Raw genomic sequence first — 14,808 nt, 5'->3', positions numbered from 1 at the left:
CTGTTGGGCCTTCTGTGCGGTCACGCGCTGACACACGTTTCATCAAGGGAGTACTCGTGGAGTCCATCTCCGAGATCCAGTCCACCGACGCCAACGTCGACGACACCGTCGCCGAGGCCGTCCCCGCCGTCGAGGCTCCGGCCATCGAGGCGCCCGAGTCCGAGGCGCCGGCCGTCGAGGCCCCGGCGAAGGCGCCGCGCAAGCGCGCGCCCCGCCGCGCGAAGAGCGCCGAGGCAGGCGCCGCGGACGCCCCTGCTGCGGGCGAGGTCGCCGACCAGGCGCCTGCCGCATCCGAGGCTCCGGCCGCCGAGGCGCCGGCCGACCCCGCCCCCGTCGCGGACGACGCAGCCGCCGAGGAGGCGCCCGCGGCGAAGGCGCCGGCCAAGAAGGCCCCGCGCCGGGCCCGCAAGTCCGCAGCCGCTCCGGAGGAGGCGCCCGCCGAGGCTGATCCGAGCGCCGCCGAGCCGGCAGCGCCGGAGACCGCTGCCGCGTCGACGGACGCGGCGTCGGTCGAGACCGCGCCCGAGACCGCACCTGCCGAGGCAGCCGACACGGCACCCGCCGCCGACGCCTCCGGTGAGAACGCCCCCGGCGCCGAGGGCGAGCAGAACGCCGAGGGCGAGCAGAACGGCCGCAGCCGCAGCCGTAGCCGTAGCCGCAACCGCAACCGTCGTGAGAACGCTCAGGGTGCAGCGGGGCAGAACGGCCAGAACGGGCAGCAGAACCAGGGGCAGAACGCCGCCCCCGCCGCCGAGGACGACGAGCAGCAGTCCGGCCGGGGCCGCCAGCGCAACAAGCGTCGCGGCCAGGGCCAGGGCGACGAGTTCGAGACCGAGATCGGCGAGGACGACGTCCTCATCCCGATCGCAGGTGTGCTCGACGTGCTCGACAACTACGCGTTCGTGCGCACGAGCGGCTACCTGCCGGGTGCGAGCGACGTGTACGTCTCGCTCGGCCAGGTCAAGAAGTACAACCTTCGCAAGGGCGACGCGGTCGTCGGCGCGATCAAGCAGCCCCGTGAGGGCGAGCAGTCGGGCCGCCAGAAGTACAACGCGCTCGTCAAGGTCGATGCGATCAACGGGCTCTCGGTCGAGGATGCGGCCGAGCGCGTCGAGTTCGGCAAGCTCACCCCGCTCTACCCGCAGGAGCGTCTGCGCCTGGAGACCGCGCCCGAGAAGCTGACGCAGCGCATCATCGATCTCGTCGCTCCCATCGGCAAGGGCCAGCGCGGCCTCATCGTCGCGCCGCCCAAGGCCGGCAAGACGATCGTTCTGCAGCAGATCGCCAACGCGATCGCGCACAACAACCCCGAGGTCCACCTCATGGTCGTGCTCGTCGACGAGCGCCCGGAGGAGGTCACCGACATGCAGCGCACGGTGAAGGGCGAGGTCATCGCCTCCACCTTCGACCGTCCCGCGGAAGACCACACCACGGTCGCCGAGCTCGCCATCGAGCGCGCGAAGCGCCTCGTGGAGCTCGGTCGCGACGTCGTCGTGCTGCTCGACTCGATCACCCGTCTGGGCCGCGCGTACAACGTGTCCGCGCCCACGAGTGGTCGTGTGCTCTCCGGCGGTGTCGACGCCGCTGCGCTCTACCCGCCCAAGCGCTTCTTCGGCGCCGCGCGCAACATCGAGAACGGCGGCTCGCTGACGATCCTCGCGACCGCGCTGGTTGAGACCGGTTCCAAGATGGACGACGTCATCTTCGAGGAGTTCAAGGGCACCGGCAACAGCGAGCTGCGTCTGAGCCGTCAGCTCGCCGACAAGCGCATCTTCCCCGCGGTCGACGTCAACGCGTCGAGCACGCGCCGAGAAGAGATGCTGCTGTCGGCGGACGAGGTCAAGATCACCTGGAAGCTGCGGCGCGCGCTGGCGGGTCTCGATCCGCAGCAGGCCCTCGAGGTCGTGCTCGGCAAGCTCAAGGAGACCTCCTCGAACGTCGAGTTCCTCGTGCAGATGCAGAAGTCCATCCCGGCTCCGGCCTCGGGGGGACACTCGCACGGTCACGAGAACAACATCCGCTGATCTCGTCGGCCGTGTCCGATTCCGGCATGTTCGAGTCCGTTCGCGGACTCCTCGACGAGCACAGAACGGTCCAGGAGGAGCTCTCCGACCCCGCCGTGCACGCGGATGCCGCGCGCGCGAAACGCGTGAACCGGCGCTACGCCGAGCTCTCACGCATCGTGCGCGCGTATGAGGCGTGGCAGGGGGCCGTGGAGGATCTCGCCGCCGCCCGTGAGCTCGCGGGCGAGGACGAGGCGTTCGCCGACGAGGTCCCCGCCCTCGAAGAGCAGCGTGATGCCGCTCAGGAGCGCCTGCGGCGCCTGCTCATCCCGCGCGACCCCGACGACGCGCGCGACGTGATCATGGAGATCAAGGCCGGCGAGGGTGGTGCCGAGAGCGCGCTGTTCGCGGCGGATCTGCTGCGCATGTACGTGCAGTACGCGGCGTCGCAGGGGTGGAAGACCGAACTGCTCGAGCGCAACGAATCGGACCTGGGCGGCTACAAGGACGTCCAGGTGGCCATCAAAGGCACGAGCTCCGATCCCGCGGCCGGGGTGTGGGCCCATCTGAAGTACGAGGGCGGCGTGCACCGCGTGCAGCGGGTGCCGGCGACCGAGTCGCAGGGCCGCATCCACACCTCGACGACGGGTGTGCTCGTCTTCCCCGAGGTCGACGAGCCGGAGGAGATCCAGATCGATCAGAACGATCTCAAGATCGATGTCTTCCGTTCGTCCGGTCCCGGCGGGCAGTCGGTCAACACCACCGATTCGGCCGTGCGCATCACCCACGTCCCCACGGGCATCGTGGTCTCGATGCAGAACGAGAAGAGCCAGCTGCAGAACCGCGAGGCGGCGATGCGCGTGCTGCGTGCCCGCCTGCTCGCCAAGCAGCAGGAGGAGCGGGACGCGGCCGCATCCGACGCCCGCCGCTCGCAGATCCGGGGCATGGACCGTTCCGAGCGCATCCGCACGTACAACTTCCCCGAGAACCGGATCGCCGACCACCGCACCGGCTACAAGGCCTACAACCTCGACCAGGTCATGGACGGTGCGCTGGGGCCCATCATCGACTCCGCCATCGCGGCGGATGAAGAGGCCCGATTGGCGGCGCTCGCGGGAGAGTGAGCGCGTTCGGTCACCAGCCGGGCGGGTGCGGCAGCGTGCCGCGGTGGTCCTCGAGCTGTGCCGCCAGCGACAGGATGGCGGCCTCGCCGCCGGGCCGCCCGACCAGCTGCACCGACACCGGGTGGCCCGATTCGGCGACGCTCACCGGGAGCGTCACCGCAGGCAGCCCTGCGACGTTCACGAAGCTCGAGTACGGCGCGTACTCCACCTGGAGGGCGAAGGTCCGGAGCGGATCGTGCCCCTCGTACCAGCCGACCGGACGCGGCGCCTGTGCGAGGGCAGGCATCAGGATGGCGTCGTAGGGCGCGAAGGCGGCGACGGTCTGACGCTCGAACGCGCGTGCGGCGCTCAGCGTCTCCAGCGCTTCGGGCCCCGACAGGGCGCGCCCCTCCTGCACGAGCCACGCGGTCAGCGGTTCGACGAGACCGCGGTCGGCATCCGTGAGCGGGATCCGCGCGGCACTGACCCGCCACAGCCGGCGGAACATGTCGGCGTAGCCGCGCGGGCGCCAGAGGGCGTCCTCGACGTCGTGCCCGTCGCCGGTGAGCCAGGATGCGGCGCGCTCGACCGCCTCGCGTGCGTCGGGATCCAGGCGGATGTCCTCGTCGTCGTCCCACGGAGAGACCGTGGTGACGCCGATTCGGGCGGATGGCGGCATCCGTCGCACGACATCGAAGACGCTGCTCGATCCCGGTGCCGCGGTCGCATAGGGGTACGGCGCGAGCTGCACCAGGGCGTCGAAGAGGTAGGCGGCGTCGGCGACGCTCCGCGCGAGGGGACCCGTCACCGCGAGCTGGTCGGGGGAGTCCAGACCCGACCCGATCGGCAGGCGTCCGCGCGACGGCTTCAGCCCGACGACGCCGACCGTGGCCGCGGGGATGCGGATCGAGCCGCCGCCGTCGGAGCCCACCGCGGCAGGCAGCAGACCCGCGGACACGGCGACGGCGGCGCCGCCGCTCGAGCCGCCCGCGCCGTTCGCCGTGTCCCAGGGGTCGCGCGTGGGCAGCCCGGTGAGCGGCTCCGTGTAGCCGGTCAGACCGAACTCGCTCGTCGCCGTCTTGCCGAGGTTCACGGCACCGGCGTCGTCGAGGGCGATCGCCAGCGGATCCGACACGGCGGGGATGTGATCCGCGCGGGATCGGGAGCCGTACCGGGTGGGGATGCCCGCCCGCGCCACGAGGTCCTTGTCCGCGTGAGGGACACCGTGGAGGGGGCCGCGGGTCGTGGCCCGGGAGAGGTGCTGCGCGCGCTCGAGCGCCGCATCGGCGGTGACCTCGGCGAACGCACCCAGATCCGCGCGCGCCGCGATGCGCGACAGGTAGTGCCGCGTGGTCTCGAGCGGGTCGAGATCGCCGTCGCGCAGCATCCGCGCCACCTCGACGAGGGACAGCTCGTGCAGCTCGCTCATCTCTCGAGCGTACGGGGCCGCGACGTCTGCACGACCAGTGGTGCGCGAGTGCCCTGGTGGGGCGGATGCGGCGCCGACGTCAGAGCGGGGCGTGCAGGTGGCACGGGCTAGATCGAGTACTCGGGCGCGGTGAGCAGCGCGCGGGTGTCCTCGTTGCCCCTGCGCGGCCGAGCCTTCGCCGGCACGCCGACCAGCACGCTGTCGGCCGGGGCGTCGCGCGTGACCACGGCGTTGGCTCCGACGACGCTGTGCGCGCCGATGCGCACGGGCCCGAGGATCTTCGCACCGGCGCCGACCGCGACACCGTTGCCGAGCGTCGGGTGCCGCTTGCCGCCTTCGCGCTGGCGGCCGCCCAGGGTGACCCCGTGGTAGAGCATGACGTCATCGCCGACCTCCGCCGTCTCGCCAATCACGACGCCCATGCCGTGGTCGATGAAGAAGCGGCGGCCGATCCGAGCGCCGGGATGGATCTCGATGCCCGTGAGCCATCGCGTCACCTGGGATCCCGCCCGTGCGATGAAGCGCAGGCGCCGACGCCACAGCGCGTGCCAGACGCGATGTGCCCAGATCGCGTGGAGTCCCGGGTACAGCAGAGCGATCTCCGCTCCGCCGCGGGCGGCGGGATCCCGCATCCGGGCGGCGGCGATGTCCTCCCGGATGCGGCGAATCACAGCGACCGGCATCAGTCCTCGCGGAGGTCTTCGAACAGTGCAGTGGTGAGGTAGCGCTCGCCCGCCGACGGGATGATGACGACGATGTTCTTGCCCGCGGCCTCGGGGCGTGCGGCGATCTGGAGAGCGGCCCAGATCGCGGCGCCGCTGGACATGCCCACGAGCACGCCATCCTTGGCGGCGGTCTCCCGGGCGACGCGGATCGCGTCATCGAACTCGACGTCGATGACCTCGTCGATGATGTCCCGGTTGAGGATGGCCGGGACGAAGTTCGGCCCGATGCCCTGGATCTTGTGCGGCCCCGGGTGGCCCTTGGTGAGGATGGGGGAGTCGGCGGGCTCGACGGCGACGATCTTCACGCCCGGCACGCGCTCCTTGAGCACCTCGCCCACACCCGTGATGGTGCCGCCCGTGCCGATGCCCGCGACGAAGTAGTCGACCTTGCCCTCGGTGTCGCGCAGGATCTCCTCGGCCGTCGTGCGGCGGTGGATGGCGGGATTCGCCTCGTTCTCGAACTGGCGGGCCCAGACGGCGCCGGGCGTCTCGGCGACGATGCGCTTGGCCTCGTCGACCGCGAACGACATGCCCTTCGTCGGGTCGGTGAGCACCAGCTCGGCGCCGAAGGCCTTCAGCAGGATGCGGCGCTCCTTCGACATGGAGGCGGGCATGGTCAGGATGACGCGGTAGCCGCGGGCGGCGCCCACCATCGCGAGGGCGATGCCGGTGTTGCCGCTCGTGGACTCCACGATCGTGCCGCCGGGCTTGAGCTCGCCGGACGCCTCCGCGGCGTCGACGATCGCGATCCCGAGGCGGTCCTTCACGCTGGAGGCGGGGTTGTAGAACTCGAGCTTGGCCAGGACGACGCCGTCGACGCCCTCCGTCACGCGGTTCAGACGCACGAGAGGCGTCTCGCCGAACGCGGAGGTGATGTCGGAGTGGATGCCGGGCATGACGCGACCTTTCGAGTCGGGGACGAGGTGCGCCCAGCCTAGGGGAGCAATCCCGCCGGAGGCCGAGTATGACGCAGCGGGTAGGCTGGGCGGGCCCATGTGCCCTTCCACGCCTTCCGACCAGGATGTCCACCCGTCCGCGACATCGCGGATCGACGTCGTCCTCGGCGACGTCTCGGCGCGCTTCGCCCGTGCCGGCATCGTCGACCCGCGCGTCGATGCCGAGCTGCTCCTGGCACACGTGCTGGGGATCGGTCGCGGGGAGGTGCAAGCTGCGGCCATCCGCGCAGCCGAGCTCGACACCGCCGCGCGCGAGCGCCTCATGCGTCTCGTGGAGCGCCGTGCGGCACGCGAGCCGCTGCAGCATCTGACGGGCGTCGCGCCGTTCCGGCATCTGGAGCTCTCCGTCGGTCCGGGCGTGTTCGTTCCGCGCCCCGAGACCGAGATGGTCGCCCAGCTTGCCATCGACGCCCTGCGTGCCAGTGCATCGCCCGAGCCGGTCGCGGTCGATCTCGGGACCGGTTCCGGCGCGATCGCGCTGTCGATGGCGACCGAGGTGCCGCATGCGCGGGTGCACGCCGCGGAGAACTCCGTCGACGCCTACATCTGGGCCAAGGAGAACTTCGCGCGAGTGAACGCGCCGAACGCTCGGCTCGTCTTCGCCGACCTGTCGGACGCGTTCGGCGATCTCGACCACAGCGTCTCGGTCCTGGTCTCCAACCCGCCGTATGTCCCCGCTGAGGCGATTCCGCGCGACCCGGAGGTCCGCCTCTACGATCCGCCGCAGGCGCTGTACGGCGGCGAGGACGGCCTCGACGTCGTGCGCGTGCTCGCCCAGGTCGGCCTGCGGCTGCTGCACCCGGGGGGCATGATCGTCATCGAGCACGCCGAGGTGCAAGGAGCGTCAGTCCGCGAGGTCTTGACCACGGCGGGGTGGCGATCGGCCGCCACGCACCCCGACCTCACGCTGCGTGACCGCGCCACCACCGCGATCCGACCCTGATCCCGTGACGTGAGCGCCGCCGCGCTCCCCGGCAGGCGGCCGCCTCGCACGTAGAATGGAGCCGACATGTCCCCTCTCTACGACTGCCGCGACGAGTCGCAGCTCCTGGCCGGTATGCGCGCAGCCCGCCAGGCGATCGCACGCGGCGAGCTCGTCGTCATGCCCACCGACACCGTCTACGGCGTCGCCGCTGACGCGTTCAGCCCCTCCGCGGTCGCTGCGTTGCTCGCGGCGAAGGGCCGGGGACGCCAGCAGCCTCCGCCCGTGCTCGTCGCAGGCCTGTCGACCGTGCGTGCGCTCGTGAGCGACCTGCCCGAGCCCATCGAACGCCTGGTCGAGGCGCATTGGCCGGGCGGGCTCACTGTCGTCCTGCCCGCTCAGCCCTCGCTGTCCTGGGATCTGGGGGAGACCCGCGGCACGGTGGCCGTTCGGATGCCGGCGCACCGGCTCGCCCTGGAGCTGCTCGAGGAGACCGGTCCGCTGGCCGTCTCGAGCGCGAACCTCACCGGCAAGCCCGCTGCGATCGACGCGCACGGCGCGTTCGAGATGCTCGGTGACAGCGTGTCGGTGTACCTCGACGACGGTGCGAGTGATCGCGGCGTGCCTTCGACCATCATCGATGCGACGCCGCTCGCGTTCGGCGGCACGGGACACGCCCGCATCCTCCGCTACGGTGCCGTCGACCGCTCCGAGATCCTGGCGGTCCTGGGCGACCGGCTCGAGCCGGAGCCGGAGCCGGATGAGGGCGCGGGCGACTCCGCGTGACGCAGTACCTGCTGATCGCCGTCGTCACGGCGCTCATCACGGCGGCGCTGTCGTGGACGGTCTGGCGTGTCGCCATCCGGTACAAACTCCACCCGGCGATCCGTGAACGCGATGTCCACACCCGCCCGACGCCGCGCCTGGGCGGGATCGCGATGTTCCTCGGGGTGCTTGCGGCCTTCGCCATCTCCTCCACGAACCCGTTCTTCTCGATCTTCTGGATCGACCCGTGGCCGATCCTCTCGATCCTCGCCGCGACGCTGTTGATCGTGCTCGTCGGCATCGCGGACGACCTCTGGGACCTCGACTGGATGATCAAGCTGGGTGCCCAGTTCGTCGCGGCGGGCATCATCGCCTGGTTCGGGCACATCCAGATCTACGCCTTGCCGATCGGCGGGGTCACCGTGGGCTCGAGCTGGATGAGCATCGTGCTCACGGTGTTCTCGATCGTCATCGTGATGAACGCGGTCAACTTCATCGACGGACTGGACGGTCTCGTGGCGGGGGTGTGTCTGATCGCCAACGGCATCTTCTTCGTCTACGCGTACGTCCTCACCCGCGATGTCGGTGCCAGCACCTACTTCAATCTGTCTTCCTTCATCGCCGTCGTCCTCGTCGGCGCGTGCGCGGGTTTCCTGCCGTTCAACTGGCACCGCGCGAAGATGTTCATGGGCGACTCGGGCGCCTTGATGCTCGGACTGCTCATGGCGACCTCCGCTGTCTCGATCACCGGCAACCTGCCGCCGGCCGCGTTGGATCCCGACCAGCTGGGTCGATCGCAGCTGCTGGGTGCCTTCATCCCGATCCTGCTGCCCATCGCCGTTGTCATCCTGCCGCTGCTGGACTTCGGCTCCGCAGTGTTTCGTCGGATGCGGGCGGGCAAGTCACCGTTCTCACCCGATCGCAAGCACCTGCACCATCGGATGCTCGACATGGGCCATTCCGACCGCGATGCCGTGCTCATCTTCTACGCGTGGACGGCGATCATCGGGATCACTTTCCTGCTGATGTACATCGCCACCCGTGAGGACTGGTTCGGCCAGTACTGGATCGGAGTGGCCTTCGGCGTGGTCGGCGTCGCCGCCTGCCTCGTCGTCACCTTCCTGCCCGCCCGCCGTTCGAGATCCACCACAGCCCCCGACGAGATCGCCGAGGAAACTCCATGAATGCCCCCACCCCCGTCTCCAGTACGCCCTTCCTGCGCACCGCCCTGCTGTGGTTCGCCGCTGTGATCGGCGTCCTGCTGGTCGCCGGAGCCGTCGGGGGACTGCTCGTCGCCGGCGTCGAGGGACTGATCAGCGCGCTGGTCGGCGTGCTGATCTCCGCCGTCTTCCTCGGGATCACCGCCGGCAGCATCCTCATCGCCAACCGCTGGTTCGGCGACCCGCTGTACGTGCCGATCTTCTTCGGCATCGTCCTGGGCGGGTGGATCCTCAAGCTCGTCGTGTTCGTGCTGGTCATGCTCGCGCTGCGAGGGGCGGCCTGGATCGTGCCGGGCGTCTTCTTCGTGGCCCTGGTGGTGAGCGTCATCGCCTCGCTCGTGGTCGATGTCGTCGTGCTCATGCGCCGCCGGCTGCCGCACGTCTCGGACACCACACTGCCCACCGACCCGGAAGAGGGGGAGCGCACCGATGACGCCCGCCCGTCGGGGTCGGTGTGACTGGCGACCCTGGGAGTTTGATAGGCTGTTCCGGCACCCGACCACGAGCGCCAGAGTGCCCGAGCGCGGTGTACATCATCCATCGTCGCAACGGTTTAGACCGGTGCCCCGAAGTTGGAGCAAGCGCTGTTTAGTCAAGCTGCGACCCTGATCGTTTCCGCCGAGGAATCCGGCCCCGAGTTCCATGCGCCCTCCATCTGGGAATTCTTCCCGGATGCGATCCTCTTCGAGGGATCGCCCTTCGCGATCACGCGGATCAACCTGATCCAGATCCTGGCCACCGTCGTGCTCGTCGTGCTGTTCCTGGTCGGTACGCGACGGATGCGTCTGATCCCCACCCGCTTCCAGAGCGTCGTGGAGATGGGGCTCGATTTCGTCCGCGTCAACATCGCGCACGATCTGCTGGGCCGCAAGGACGGCAACCGCTTCCTGCCGATTCTCACGACCATCTTCTTCATGGTCCTGTTCATGAACATCACGGGCATCATCCCGGGTCTGAACATCGCCGGTACGAGCGTCATCGCGGTTCCGCTGCTGCTCGCCGTCGTGGCGTATGTCACCTTCATCTACGCAGGCGTCAAGAAGAGCCCGGGCAAGTTCTTCAAGAACTCTCTGATGCCTTCGGGCGTGCCGTGGCCGCTGTACATCATCATCATCCCGCTCGAGTTCCTGTCGACCTTCATCATCCGGCCGGTGACGCTCACCCTGCGTCTGCTGATGAACATGATCGTCGGACACCTCATGCTCGTGCTGTTCTTCGCCGCGACGCAGTTCTTCGTCTTCGGGCTCAGCGGATTCTGGACGCTGCTCGGCGCCGGAACACTCGCCTTCGGCTTCGCCTTCACCCTCTTCGAGATCCTGGTGGCCTTCCTCCAGGCATACGTCTTCACCATCCTGACCGCGGTCTACATCCAGCTCGCTGTCGCTGAAGAGCACTGATCGGGACGGCACCCGCCGCCCACAACGAAAGGAAACATCCGTGGACGCAACTACGGTTCTCGCCCAGGTGACCGGATCTGTCGCGACGATCGGCTACGGCCTCGCCGCCATCGGCCCCGCTATCGGCGTGGGCATCGTCGTCGGCAAGACGATCGAGGGCGTCGCTCGCCAGCCCGAGCTCGCCGGCCGCCTGCAGGTCCTCATGTTCATCGGTATCGCCTTCACCGAGGCGCTCGCCTTCATCGGTATCGCGACCGGCTTCATCTTCGGCGCCTGAGCCCCATCGACCAAAGTAAGGAGACAGGATGCTGAACGCTCTTGTCGCCCGCGCCGCCGAGGAAGGTGGCGCGGCAGCCCCGAGCCCCCTCATCCCGGCGGTGTACGACATCGTCTGGTCGGCGGTGTGCTTCGTCGTCATCCTGTTCGTCTTCTGGCGCGTCGTGCTTCCTCGGATGCAGGAGCTCCTCGACAAGCGGGCCGCCGCGATCGAGGGCAACATCGCCAAGGCCGACGAGGCACAGCGTCAGGCCGAGGCCGCGCTGGAGGAGTACACCGCTCAGCTCGCCGAGGCGCGCAAGGAAGCCGGTGAGATCCGTGAGGTCGCCCGCGAGGACGGCAAGAAGATCGTCGCCGAGGCACGTGAGGCCGCGTCGACCGAGGCTGCCCGTGTGAGCGCCCAGGCGCGCGCCCAGATCGAGGCCGAGCGCCAGACCGCCCTGGTCACGCTGCGCGCCGAGGTCGGCACGCTCGCTCTCGATCTCGCCGGCGGCGTGATCGGCGAGAAGCTGAGCGACGACAAGGCCGCGCAGGGCGTCGTCGACCGCTTCCTCGAAGAGCTCGAGGCCTCTGAGAAGGCGGCCAACTAATGGGAAGCGCCACCACGCACGCCCTCGCGGTGACCACCACCGCTCTGGGTGAGGCATCCGGAGTGGATCTCGAGGTCGCGGGCGAGCTGTTCCAGGCCGCCCGCGTCCTCGGCTCCTCGTCCGCGCTCGCGGGCGCGGTATCGGATTCCGCCGCGGCCGGCGACGCGCGCCGCAAGGTCATCGCGGACGTGTTCGGTCCGAGGTTCTCCTCGGTCGCCGTGCAGCTGCTGGAGGCCGTGGTGGTGCAGCGCTGGTCGTCCGCCGACGAGCTCGTCGACGGTGTCGAGGAGCTCGCGGTGCGGGCCGCGTCCGTCGCGGCATCCGACACGGACCTCGAGGGTGAGCTCTTCGCCTTCTCCCGCACGGTCGCCGAGAACCCCGAGCTCGAGCTCGCCCTCGGCTCGCGCATGGGTGACAACGCCGCCAAGGGCGCGCTCGTCGAGAAGCTCCTCGACGGTCGTGCGAGTGCGGCGACGGTCCTGGTGGTGTCCGGTCTCGTGCAGCAGCCGCGCGAGCGTCGGATCCGCCAGGCGCTCGCGCGTGCCCTGTCATTGGTCGCGGCGCAGCGTAGCCGAGTCGTGGCCACCGTCACGGTGGCCGCGCCGCTCAGCGACGCGCAGAGCGAGCGACTCCGCTCCACCCTGTCGGCACGGTACGGCGCCGACGTGGCGCTGAACACGGTCATCGACCCGTCGATCGTCGGCGGACTGCGTGTGCAGATCGCCGACGACGTCATCGACGCGAGCGTCTCCGCGCGTCTCGCCGATCTCCGTCAGCGGCTCGCCGGCTGACAAGACTTCCCGCCGCACGGCGGAGACTTCGGGGCCGAGGCCCCATGAACCGAAGGAAGACAATGGCAGACATCTCCATCAGCCCCGACGTCATCCGTGACGCCCTGAAGGACTTCGTCGCAGCATACGAGCCGACCGGCGCCGCGACGGCAGAGGTCGGGTCCGTCATCGACGCCGGCGACGGCATCGCGCACGTCGAGGGCCTCCCCGGCCTCATGGCCAACGAGCTCGTCGTGTTCGAAGACGGCACCCAGGGTCTCGCGCTGAACCTCGACGAGAAGGAAGCCGGTGTGGTCGTCCTCGGCGACTTCGCCGGCATCGAGGCCGGTCAGCCGGTCACTCGCACCGGTGAGGTCCTCTCCGCGCCCGTCGGCGACGGCTTCCTCGGCCGGGTCGTCGACCCGCTCGGAAACCCCATCGACGGTCTCGGCGCCATCGAGGCCGAGGGTCGTCGTGCCCTTGAACTGCAGGCGCCCGGCGTCATGCAGCGCAAGAGCGTGCACGAGCCCCTGCAGACCGGCATCAAGGCGATCGACGCCATGATCCCCGTCGGCCGTGGGCAGCGCCAGCTCATCATCGGCGACCGCCAGACGGGCAAGACGGCCATCGCGATCGACACGATCATCAACCAGAAGGCCAACTGGGAGTCGGGCGACGTCAACAAGCAGGTGCGCTGCATCTACGTCGCCATCGGCCAGAAGGGCTCCACGATCGCATCCGTGAAGGGTGCGCTCGAGGACGCCGGCGCGATGGAGTACACGACGATCGTCGCCGCTCCCGCCTCCGACCCCGCCGGCTTCAAGTACCTCGCCCCCTACACAGGCTCGGCCATCGGCCAGCACTGGATGTACGGCGGCAAGCACGTCCTGATCATCTTCGACGACCTGTCGAAGCAGGCCGAGGCCTACCGTGCCGTTTCGCTGCTGCTGCGCCGCCCGCCGGGCCGCGAAGCCTACCCGGGTGACGTGTTCTACCTGCACTCGCGTCTGCTCGAGCGCTGCGCGAAGCTGAGCGACGAGCTGGGAGCGGGCTCGATGACGGGTCTTCCCATCATCGAGACGAAGGCCAACGACGTGTCGGCCTACATCCCGACCAACGTGATCTCGATCACCGACGGCCAGATCTTCCTGCAGTCCGACCTGTTCAACGCCAACCAGCGTCCCGCGGTCGACGTGGGTATCTCGGTCTCGCGTGTCGGCGGTGACGCCCAGGTCAAGTCGATCAAGAAGGTCTCGGGCACGCTGAAGCTGGAACTCGCGCAGTACCGCTCCCTCGAGGCGTTCGCGATGTTCGCCTCCGACCTGGATGCGGCTTCGCGTCGTCAGCTCGAGCGCGGTGCTCGCCTGACCGAGCTGCTGAAGCAGCCGCAGTACTCGCCGTACCCGGTGGAGGAGCAGGTCGTCTCGATCTGGGCCGGCACCAACGGCAAGCTCGACGCGATCGCGGTCGAGGACGTGCTGAAGTTCGAGCGCGAGCTGCTGGACCACCTGCGTCGCAACACGCAGGTTCTCGACACCCTCCGCGACACCAACGTACTCGACGACGCGACCGTCGCCGAGCTCGAGAAGGTCACTGACGAGTTCATCCTGGAATTCACCTCCGGTGGCGCCAAGGCCATCGGCGCCCCCGGCAACGAGCAGTTCGCTGCCGCCGAGGTCGAGGACATCAACCAGGAGAAGATCGTCAAGGGCCGTCGCGGCTGACGTACGGAGCCGTAAATCATGGGCGCTCAACTCAGGGTCTACAAGCAGAAGATCGCTTCTGCTCAGACGACCAAGAAGATCACGAAGGCGATGGAGCTCATCGCGGCTTCGCGCATTCAGAAGGCGATGACGCGCGTGCGCGCATCCTCGCCCTTCGCGCAGGCCGTGACGCGGGCCGTGTCGGCCGTCGCGACGTACTCGAACGTCGACCACCCGCTCACGCGTGAGCCCGAGGTGATCCGCCGCTCCGCCGTCGTGATCTTCTCGTCCGACCGCGGATTGGCGGGGGCGTTCAACTCGCAGATCATCCGGGCGGGGCTGGAACAGGGCGAGCTTCTGCGCAGCGAGGGCCGCGAGCCGGTGTTCTACCTCGTCGGCCGCAAGGCGGTCGGGTTCTTCCAGTTCCGCAAGCTCGAAGCGGCCGCGGAGTGGACGGGTGACACCGACACACCGCACTTCTCGACCGCCGAAGAGATCGCGGACACGCTGCTCGAGGCCTTCCGCCGCGGCGGCGGAGCGGGCGGGGTGGACGAGATCCACCTCGTGTACAACCGCTTCGTGAGCATGATGACCCAGAGCCCGGAGACTGTGCGTCTCCTCCCGCTCGAGGTCGTCGAGGCGGCCGAAGAGGCGTCGTCATCCGCGGCGGCGGTCTACCCGCTCTACGAGTTCGAGCCGGATGCCGAGGCCGTTCTGGACTCCCTGCTCCCGGTGTACATCCAGAGCCGCGTCTTCAACGCCCTCCTGCAGTCCTCGGCGGCCAAGCACGCCGCCACGCAGAAGGCGATGAAGTCGGCCAGCGACAACGCCGACAAGCTCATCACCGACTACACCCGCCTGCGCAACAACGCGCGTCAGGCCGAGATCACGCAGCAGATCGCCGAGATCGTCGGCGGCGCCGACGCCCTGGCGTCCGGCAAGTAGAAAA

General features: G+C 69.3%; 15 protein-coding genes. 12 read left to right on the top strand and 3 right to left on the bottom strand.

Annotated features, from left to right (window positions below; all coding sequences use genetic code 11):
• Positions 1-56: 56 nt before the first annotated feature.
• Both rho and prfA read left to right on the top strand, forming a co-directional pair.
• Positions 57-2,024 (top strand): transcription termination factor Rho, encoded by a 1,968-nt coding sequence (gene rho / locus LXM64_RS11530; RefSeq protein ID WP_234073321.1) that lies wholly within the window; start codon positions 57-59, stop codon positions 2,022-2,024.
• 26 nt (positions 2,025-2,050) lie between these two features.
• Positions 2,051-3,127, top strand: coding sequence for a peptide chain release factor 1 (prfA, locus tag LXM64_RS11525; RefSeq protein ID WP_234073320.1), 1,077 nt, complete (start codon positions 2,051-2,053; stop codon positions 3,125-3,127).
• Between the two features lie 10 nt (positions 3,128-3,137).
• On the opposite strand, the gene LXM64_RS11520 is transcribed toward prfA, so the two are convergent.
• The 3 genes from LXM64_RS11520 to cysK form a co-directional block, all read right to left on the bottom strand.
• On the bottom strand, positions 3,138-4,535 hold the full coding sequence (locus LXM64_RS11520; RefSeq protein WP_234073319.1) for an amidase: 1,398 nt from the start codon (positions 4,533-4,535) through the stop codon (positions 3,138-3,140).
• A 107-nt stretch (positions 4,536-4,642) separates the two neighbouring features.
• Complete coding sequence (gene epsC / locus LXM64_RS11515) at positions 4,643-5,218, bottom strand: serine O-acetyltransferase EpsC (RefSeq protein ID WP_234073318.1); 576 nt, start codon at positions 5,216-5,218, stop codon at positions 4,643-4,645.
• Positions 5,218-6,156, bottom strand: a complete 939-nt coding sequence (gene cysK, locus LXM64_RS11510) for a cysteine synthase A (RefSeq protein ID WP_234073317.1) — start codon at positions 6,154-6,156, stop codon at positions 5,218-5,220. Before cysK ends, epsC begins: the two co-directional genes overlap by 1 nt.
• 97 nt (positions 6,157-6,253) lie before the next feature.
• Between cysK and prmC the strand changes: the two genes are divergently transcribed.
• The 10 genes from prmC to LXM64_RS11460 all read left to right on the top strand — a co-directional run bounded on the left by prmC (position 6,254) and on the right by LXM64_RS11460 (position 14,804).
• Positions 6,254-7,159, top strand: coding sequence for a peptide chain release factor N(5)-glutamine methyltransferase (gene prmC / locus LXM64_RS11505; RefSeq protein WP_234073316.1), 906 nt, complete (start codon positions 6,254-6,256; stop codon positions 7,157-7,159).
• 66 nt (positions 7,160-7,225) lie between these two features.
• Complete coding sequence (locus LXM64_RS11500) at positions 7,226-7,924, top strand: L-threonylcarbamoyladenylate synthase (RefSeq protein WP_137416464.1); 699 nt, start codon at positions 7,226-7,228, stop codon at positions 7,922-7,924.
• Entirely contained in the window at positions 7,921-9,087 is a 1,167-nt protein-coding gene (locus tag LXM64_RS11495; protein ID WP_137416465.1) for an MraY family glycosyltransferase, read from the top strand. Before LXM64_RS11500 ends, LXM64_RS11495 begins: the two co-directional genes overlap by 4 nt.
• Positions 9,084-9,581 (top strand): hypothetical protein, encoded by a 498-nt coding sequence (locus LXM64_RS11490; RefSeq protein ID WP_234073315.1) that lies wholly within the window; start codon positions 9,084-9,086, stop codon positions 9,579-9,581. The genes LXM64_RS11495 and LXM64_RS11490 overlap by 4 nt, the downstream gene beginning before the upstream one ends.
• A gap of 114 nt (positions 9,582-9,695) precedes the next feature.
• Positions 9,696-10,520, top strand: a complete 825-nt coding sequence (gene atpB / locus LXM64_RS11485) for a F0F1 ATP synthase subunit A (RefSeq protein ID WP_192900672.1) — start codon at positions 9,696-9,698, stop codon at positions 10,518-10,520.
• Between the two features lie 40 nt (positions 10,521-10,560).
• Positions 10,561-10,797, top strand: a complete 237-nt coding sequence (gene atpE, locus LXM64_RS11480; RefSeq protein WP_137416467.1) for a F0F1 ATP synthase subunit C — start codon at positions 10,561-10,563, stop codon at positions 10,795-10,797.
• A gap of 28 nt (positions 10,798-10,825) precedes the next feature.
• Positions 10,826-11,386: a F0F1 ATP synthase subunit B gene (locus LXM64_RS11475; protein ID WP_137416468.1), complete on the top strand. Its 561-nt coding sequence runs from the start codon at positions 10,826-10,828 to the stop codon at positions 11,384-11,386.
• Positions 11,386-12,177, top strand: coding sequence for a F0F1 ATP synthase subunit delta (locus tag LXM64_RS11470; RefSeq protein ID WP_234073314.1), 792 nt, complete (start codon positions 11,386-11,388; stop codon positions 12,175-12,177). Before LXM64_RS11475 ends, LXM64_RS11470 begins: the two co-directional genes overlap by 1 nt.
• A 62-nt stretch (positions 12,178-12,239) precedes the next feature.
• Positions 12,240-13,880 (top strand): F0F1 ATP synthase subunit alpha, encoded by a 1,641-nt coding sequence (gene atpA / locus LXM64_RS11465; protein ID WP_137416470.1) that lies wholly within the window; start codon positions 12,240-12,242, stop codon positions 13,878-13,880.
• An 18-nt stretch (positions 13,881-13,898) separates the two neighbouring features.
• The gene (locus tag LXM64_RS11460; protein ID WP_137416471.1) at positions 13,899-14,804 is read left to right on the top strand and encodes a F0F1 ATP synthase subunit gamma; all 906 of its coding nucleotides are present in this window, start codon (positions 13,899-13,901) and stop codon (positions 14,802-14,804) included.
• Positions 14,805-14,808 lie beyond the last annotated feature (4 nt).

Origin of the sequence: Microbacterium binotii, from assembly GCF_021398715.1 — a bacterium.
Classification (GTDB): domain Bacteria; phylum Actinomycetota; class Actinomycetes; order Actinomycetales; family Microbacteriaceae; genus Microbacterium; species Microbacterium binotii_A.
Note: the sequence above shows the minus strand (reverse complement) of the source record. Positions and strands in the feature narration are given on the sequence as shown.

What these genes read in the sequence shown, in the direction of transcription:
- prfA (WP_234073320.1), top strand. Translation starts at nt 2,051, where the DNA reads ATGTTCGAGTCCGTTCGCGGACTCCTCGACGAGCACAGAACGGTCCAG.
- LXM64_RS11520 (WP_234073319.1), bottom strand. Translation starts at nt 4,535, where the DNA reads ATGAGCGAGCTGCACGAGCTGTCCCTCGTCGAGGTGGCGCGGATGCTG.
- epsC (WP_234073318.1), bottom strand. Translation starts at nt 5,218, where the DNA reads ATGCCGGTCGCTGTGATTCGCCGCATCCGGGAGGACATCGCCGCCGCC.
- cysK (WP_234073317.1), bottom strand. Translation starts at nt 6,156, where the DNA reads ATGCCCGGCATCCACTCCGACATCACCTCCGCGTTCGGCGAGACGCCT.
- prmC (WP_234073316.1), top strand. Translation starts at nt 6,254, where the DNA reads ATGTGCCCTTCCACGCCTTCCGACCAGGATGTCCACCCGTCCGCGACA.
- LXM64_RS11500 (WP_137416464.1), top strand. Translation starts at nt 7,226, where the DNA reads ATGTCCCCTCTCTACGACTGCCGCGACGAGTCGCAGCTCCTGGCCGGT.
- LXM64_RS11490 (WP_234073315.1), top strand. Translation starts at nt 9,084, where the DNA reads ATGAATGCCCCCACCCCCGTCTCCAGTACGCCCTTCCTGCGCACCGCC.
- LXM64_RS11475 (WP_137416468.1), top strand. Translation starts at nt 10,826, where the DNA reads ATGCTGAACGCTCTTGTCGCCCGCGCCGCCGAGGAAGGTGGCGCGGCA.
- LXM64_RS11470 (WP_234073314.1), top strand. Translation starts at nt 11,386, where the DNA reads ATGGGAAGCGCCACCACGCACGCCCTCGCGGTGACCACCACCGCTCTG.
- atpA (WP_137416470.1), top strand. Translation starts at nt 12,240, where the DNA reads ATGGCAGACATCTCCATCAGCCCCGACGTCATCCGTGACGCCCTGAAG.
- LXM64_RS11460 (WP_137416471.1), top strand. Translation starts at nt 13,899, where the DNA reads ATGGGCGCTCAACTCAGGGTCTACAAGCAGAAGATCGCTTCTGCTCAG.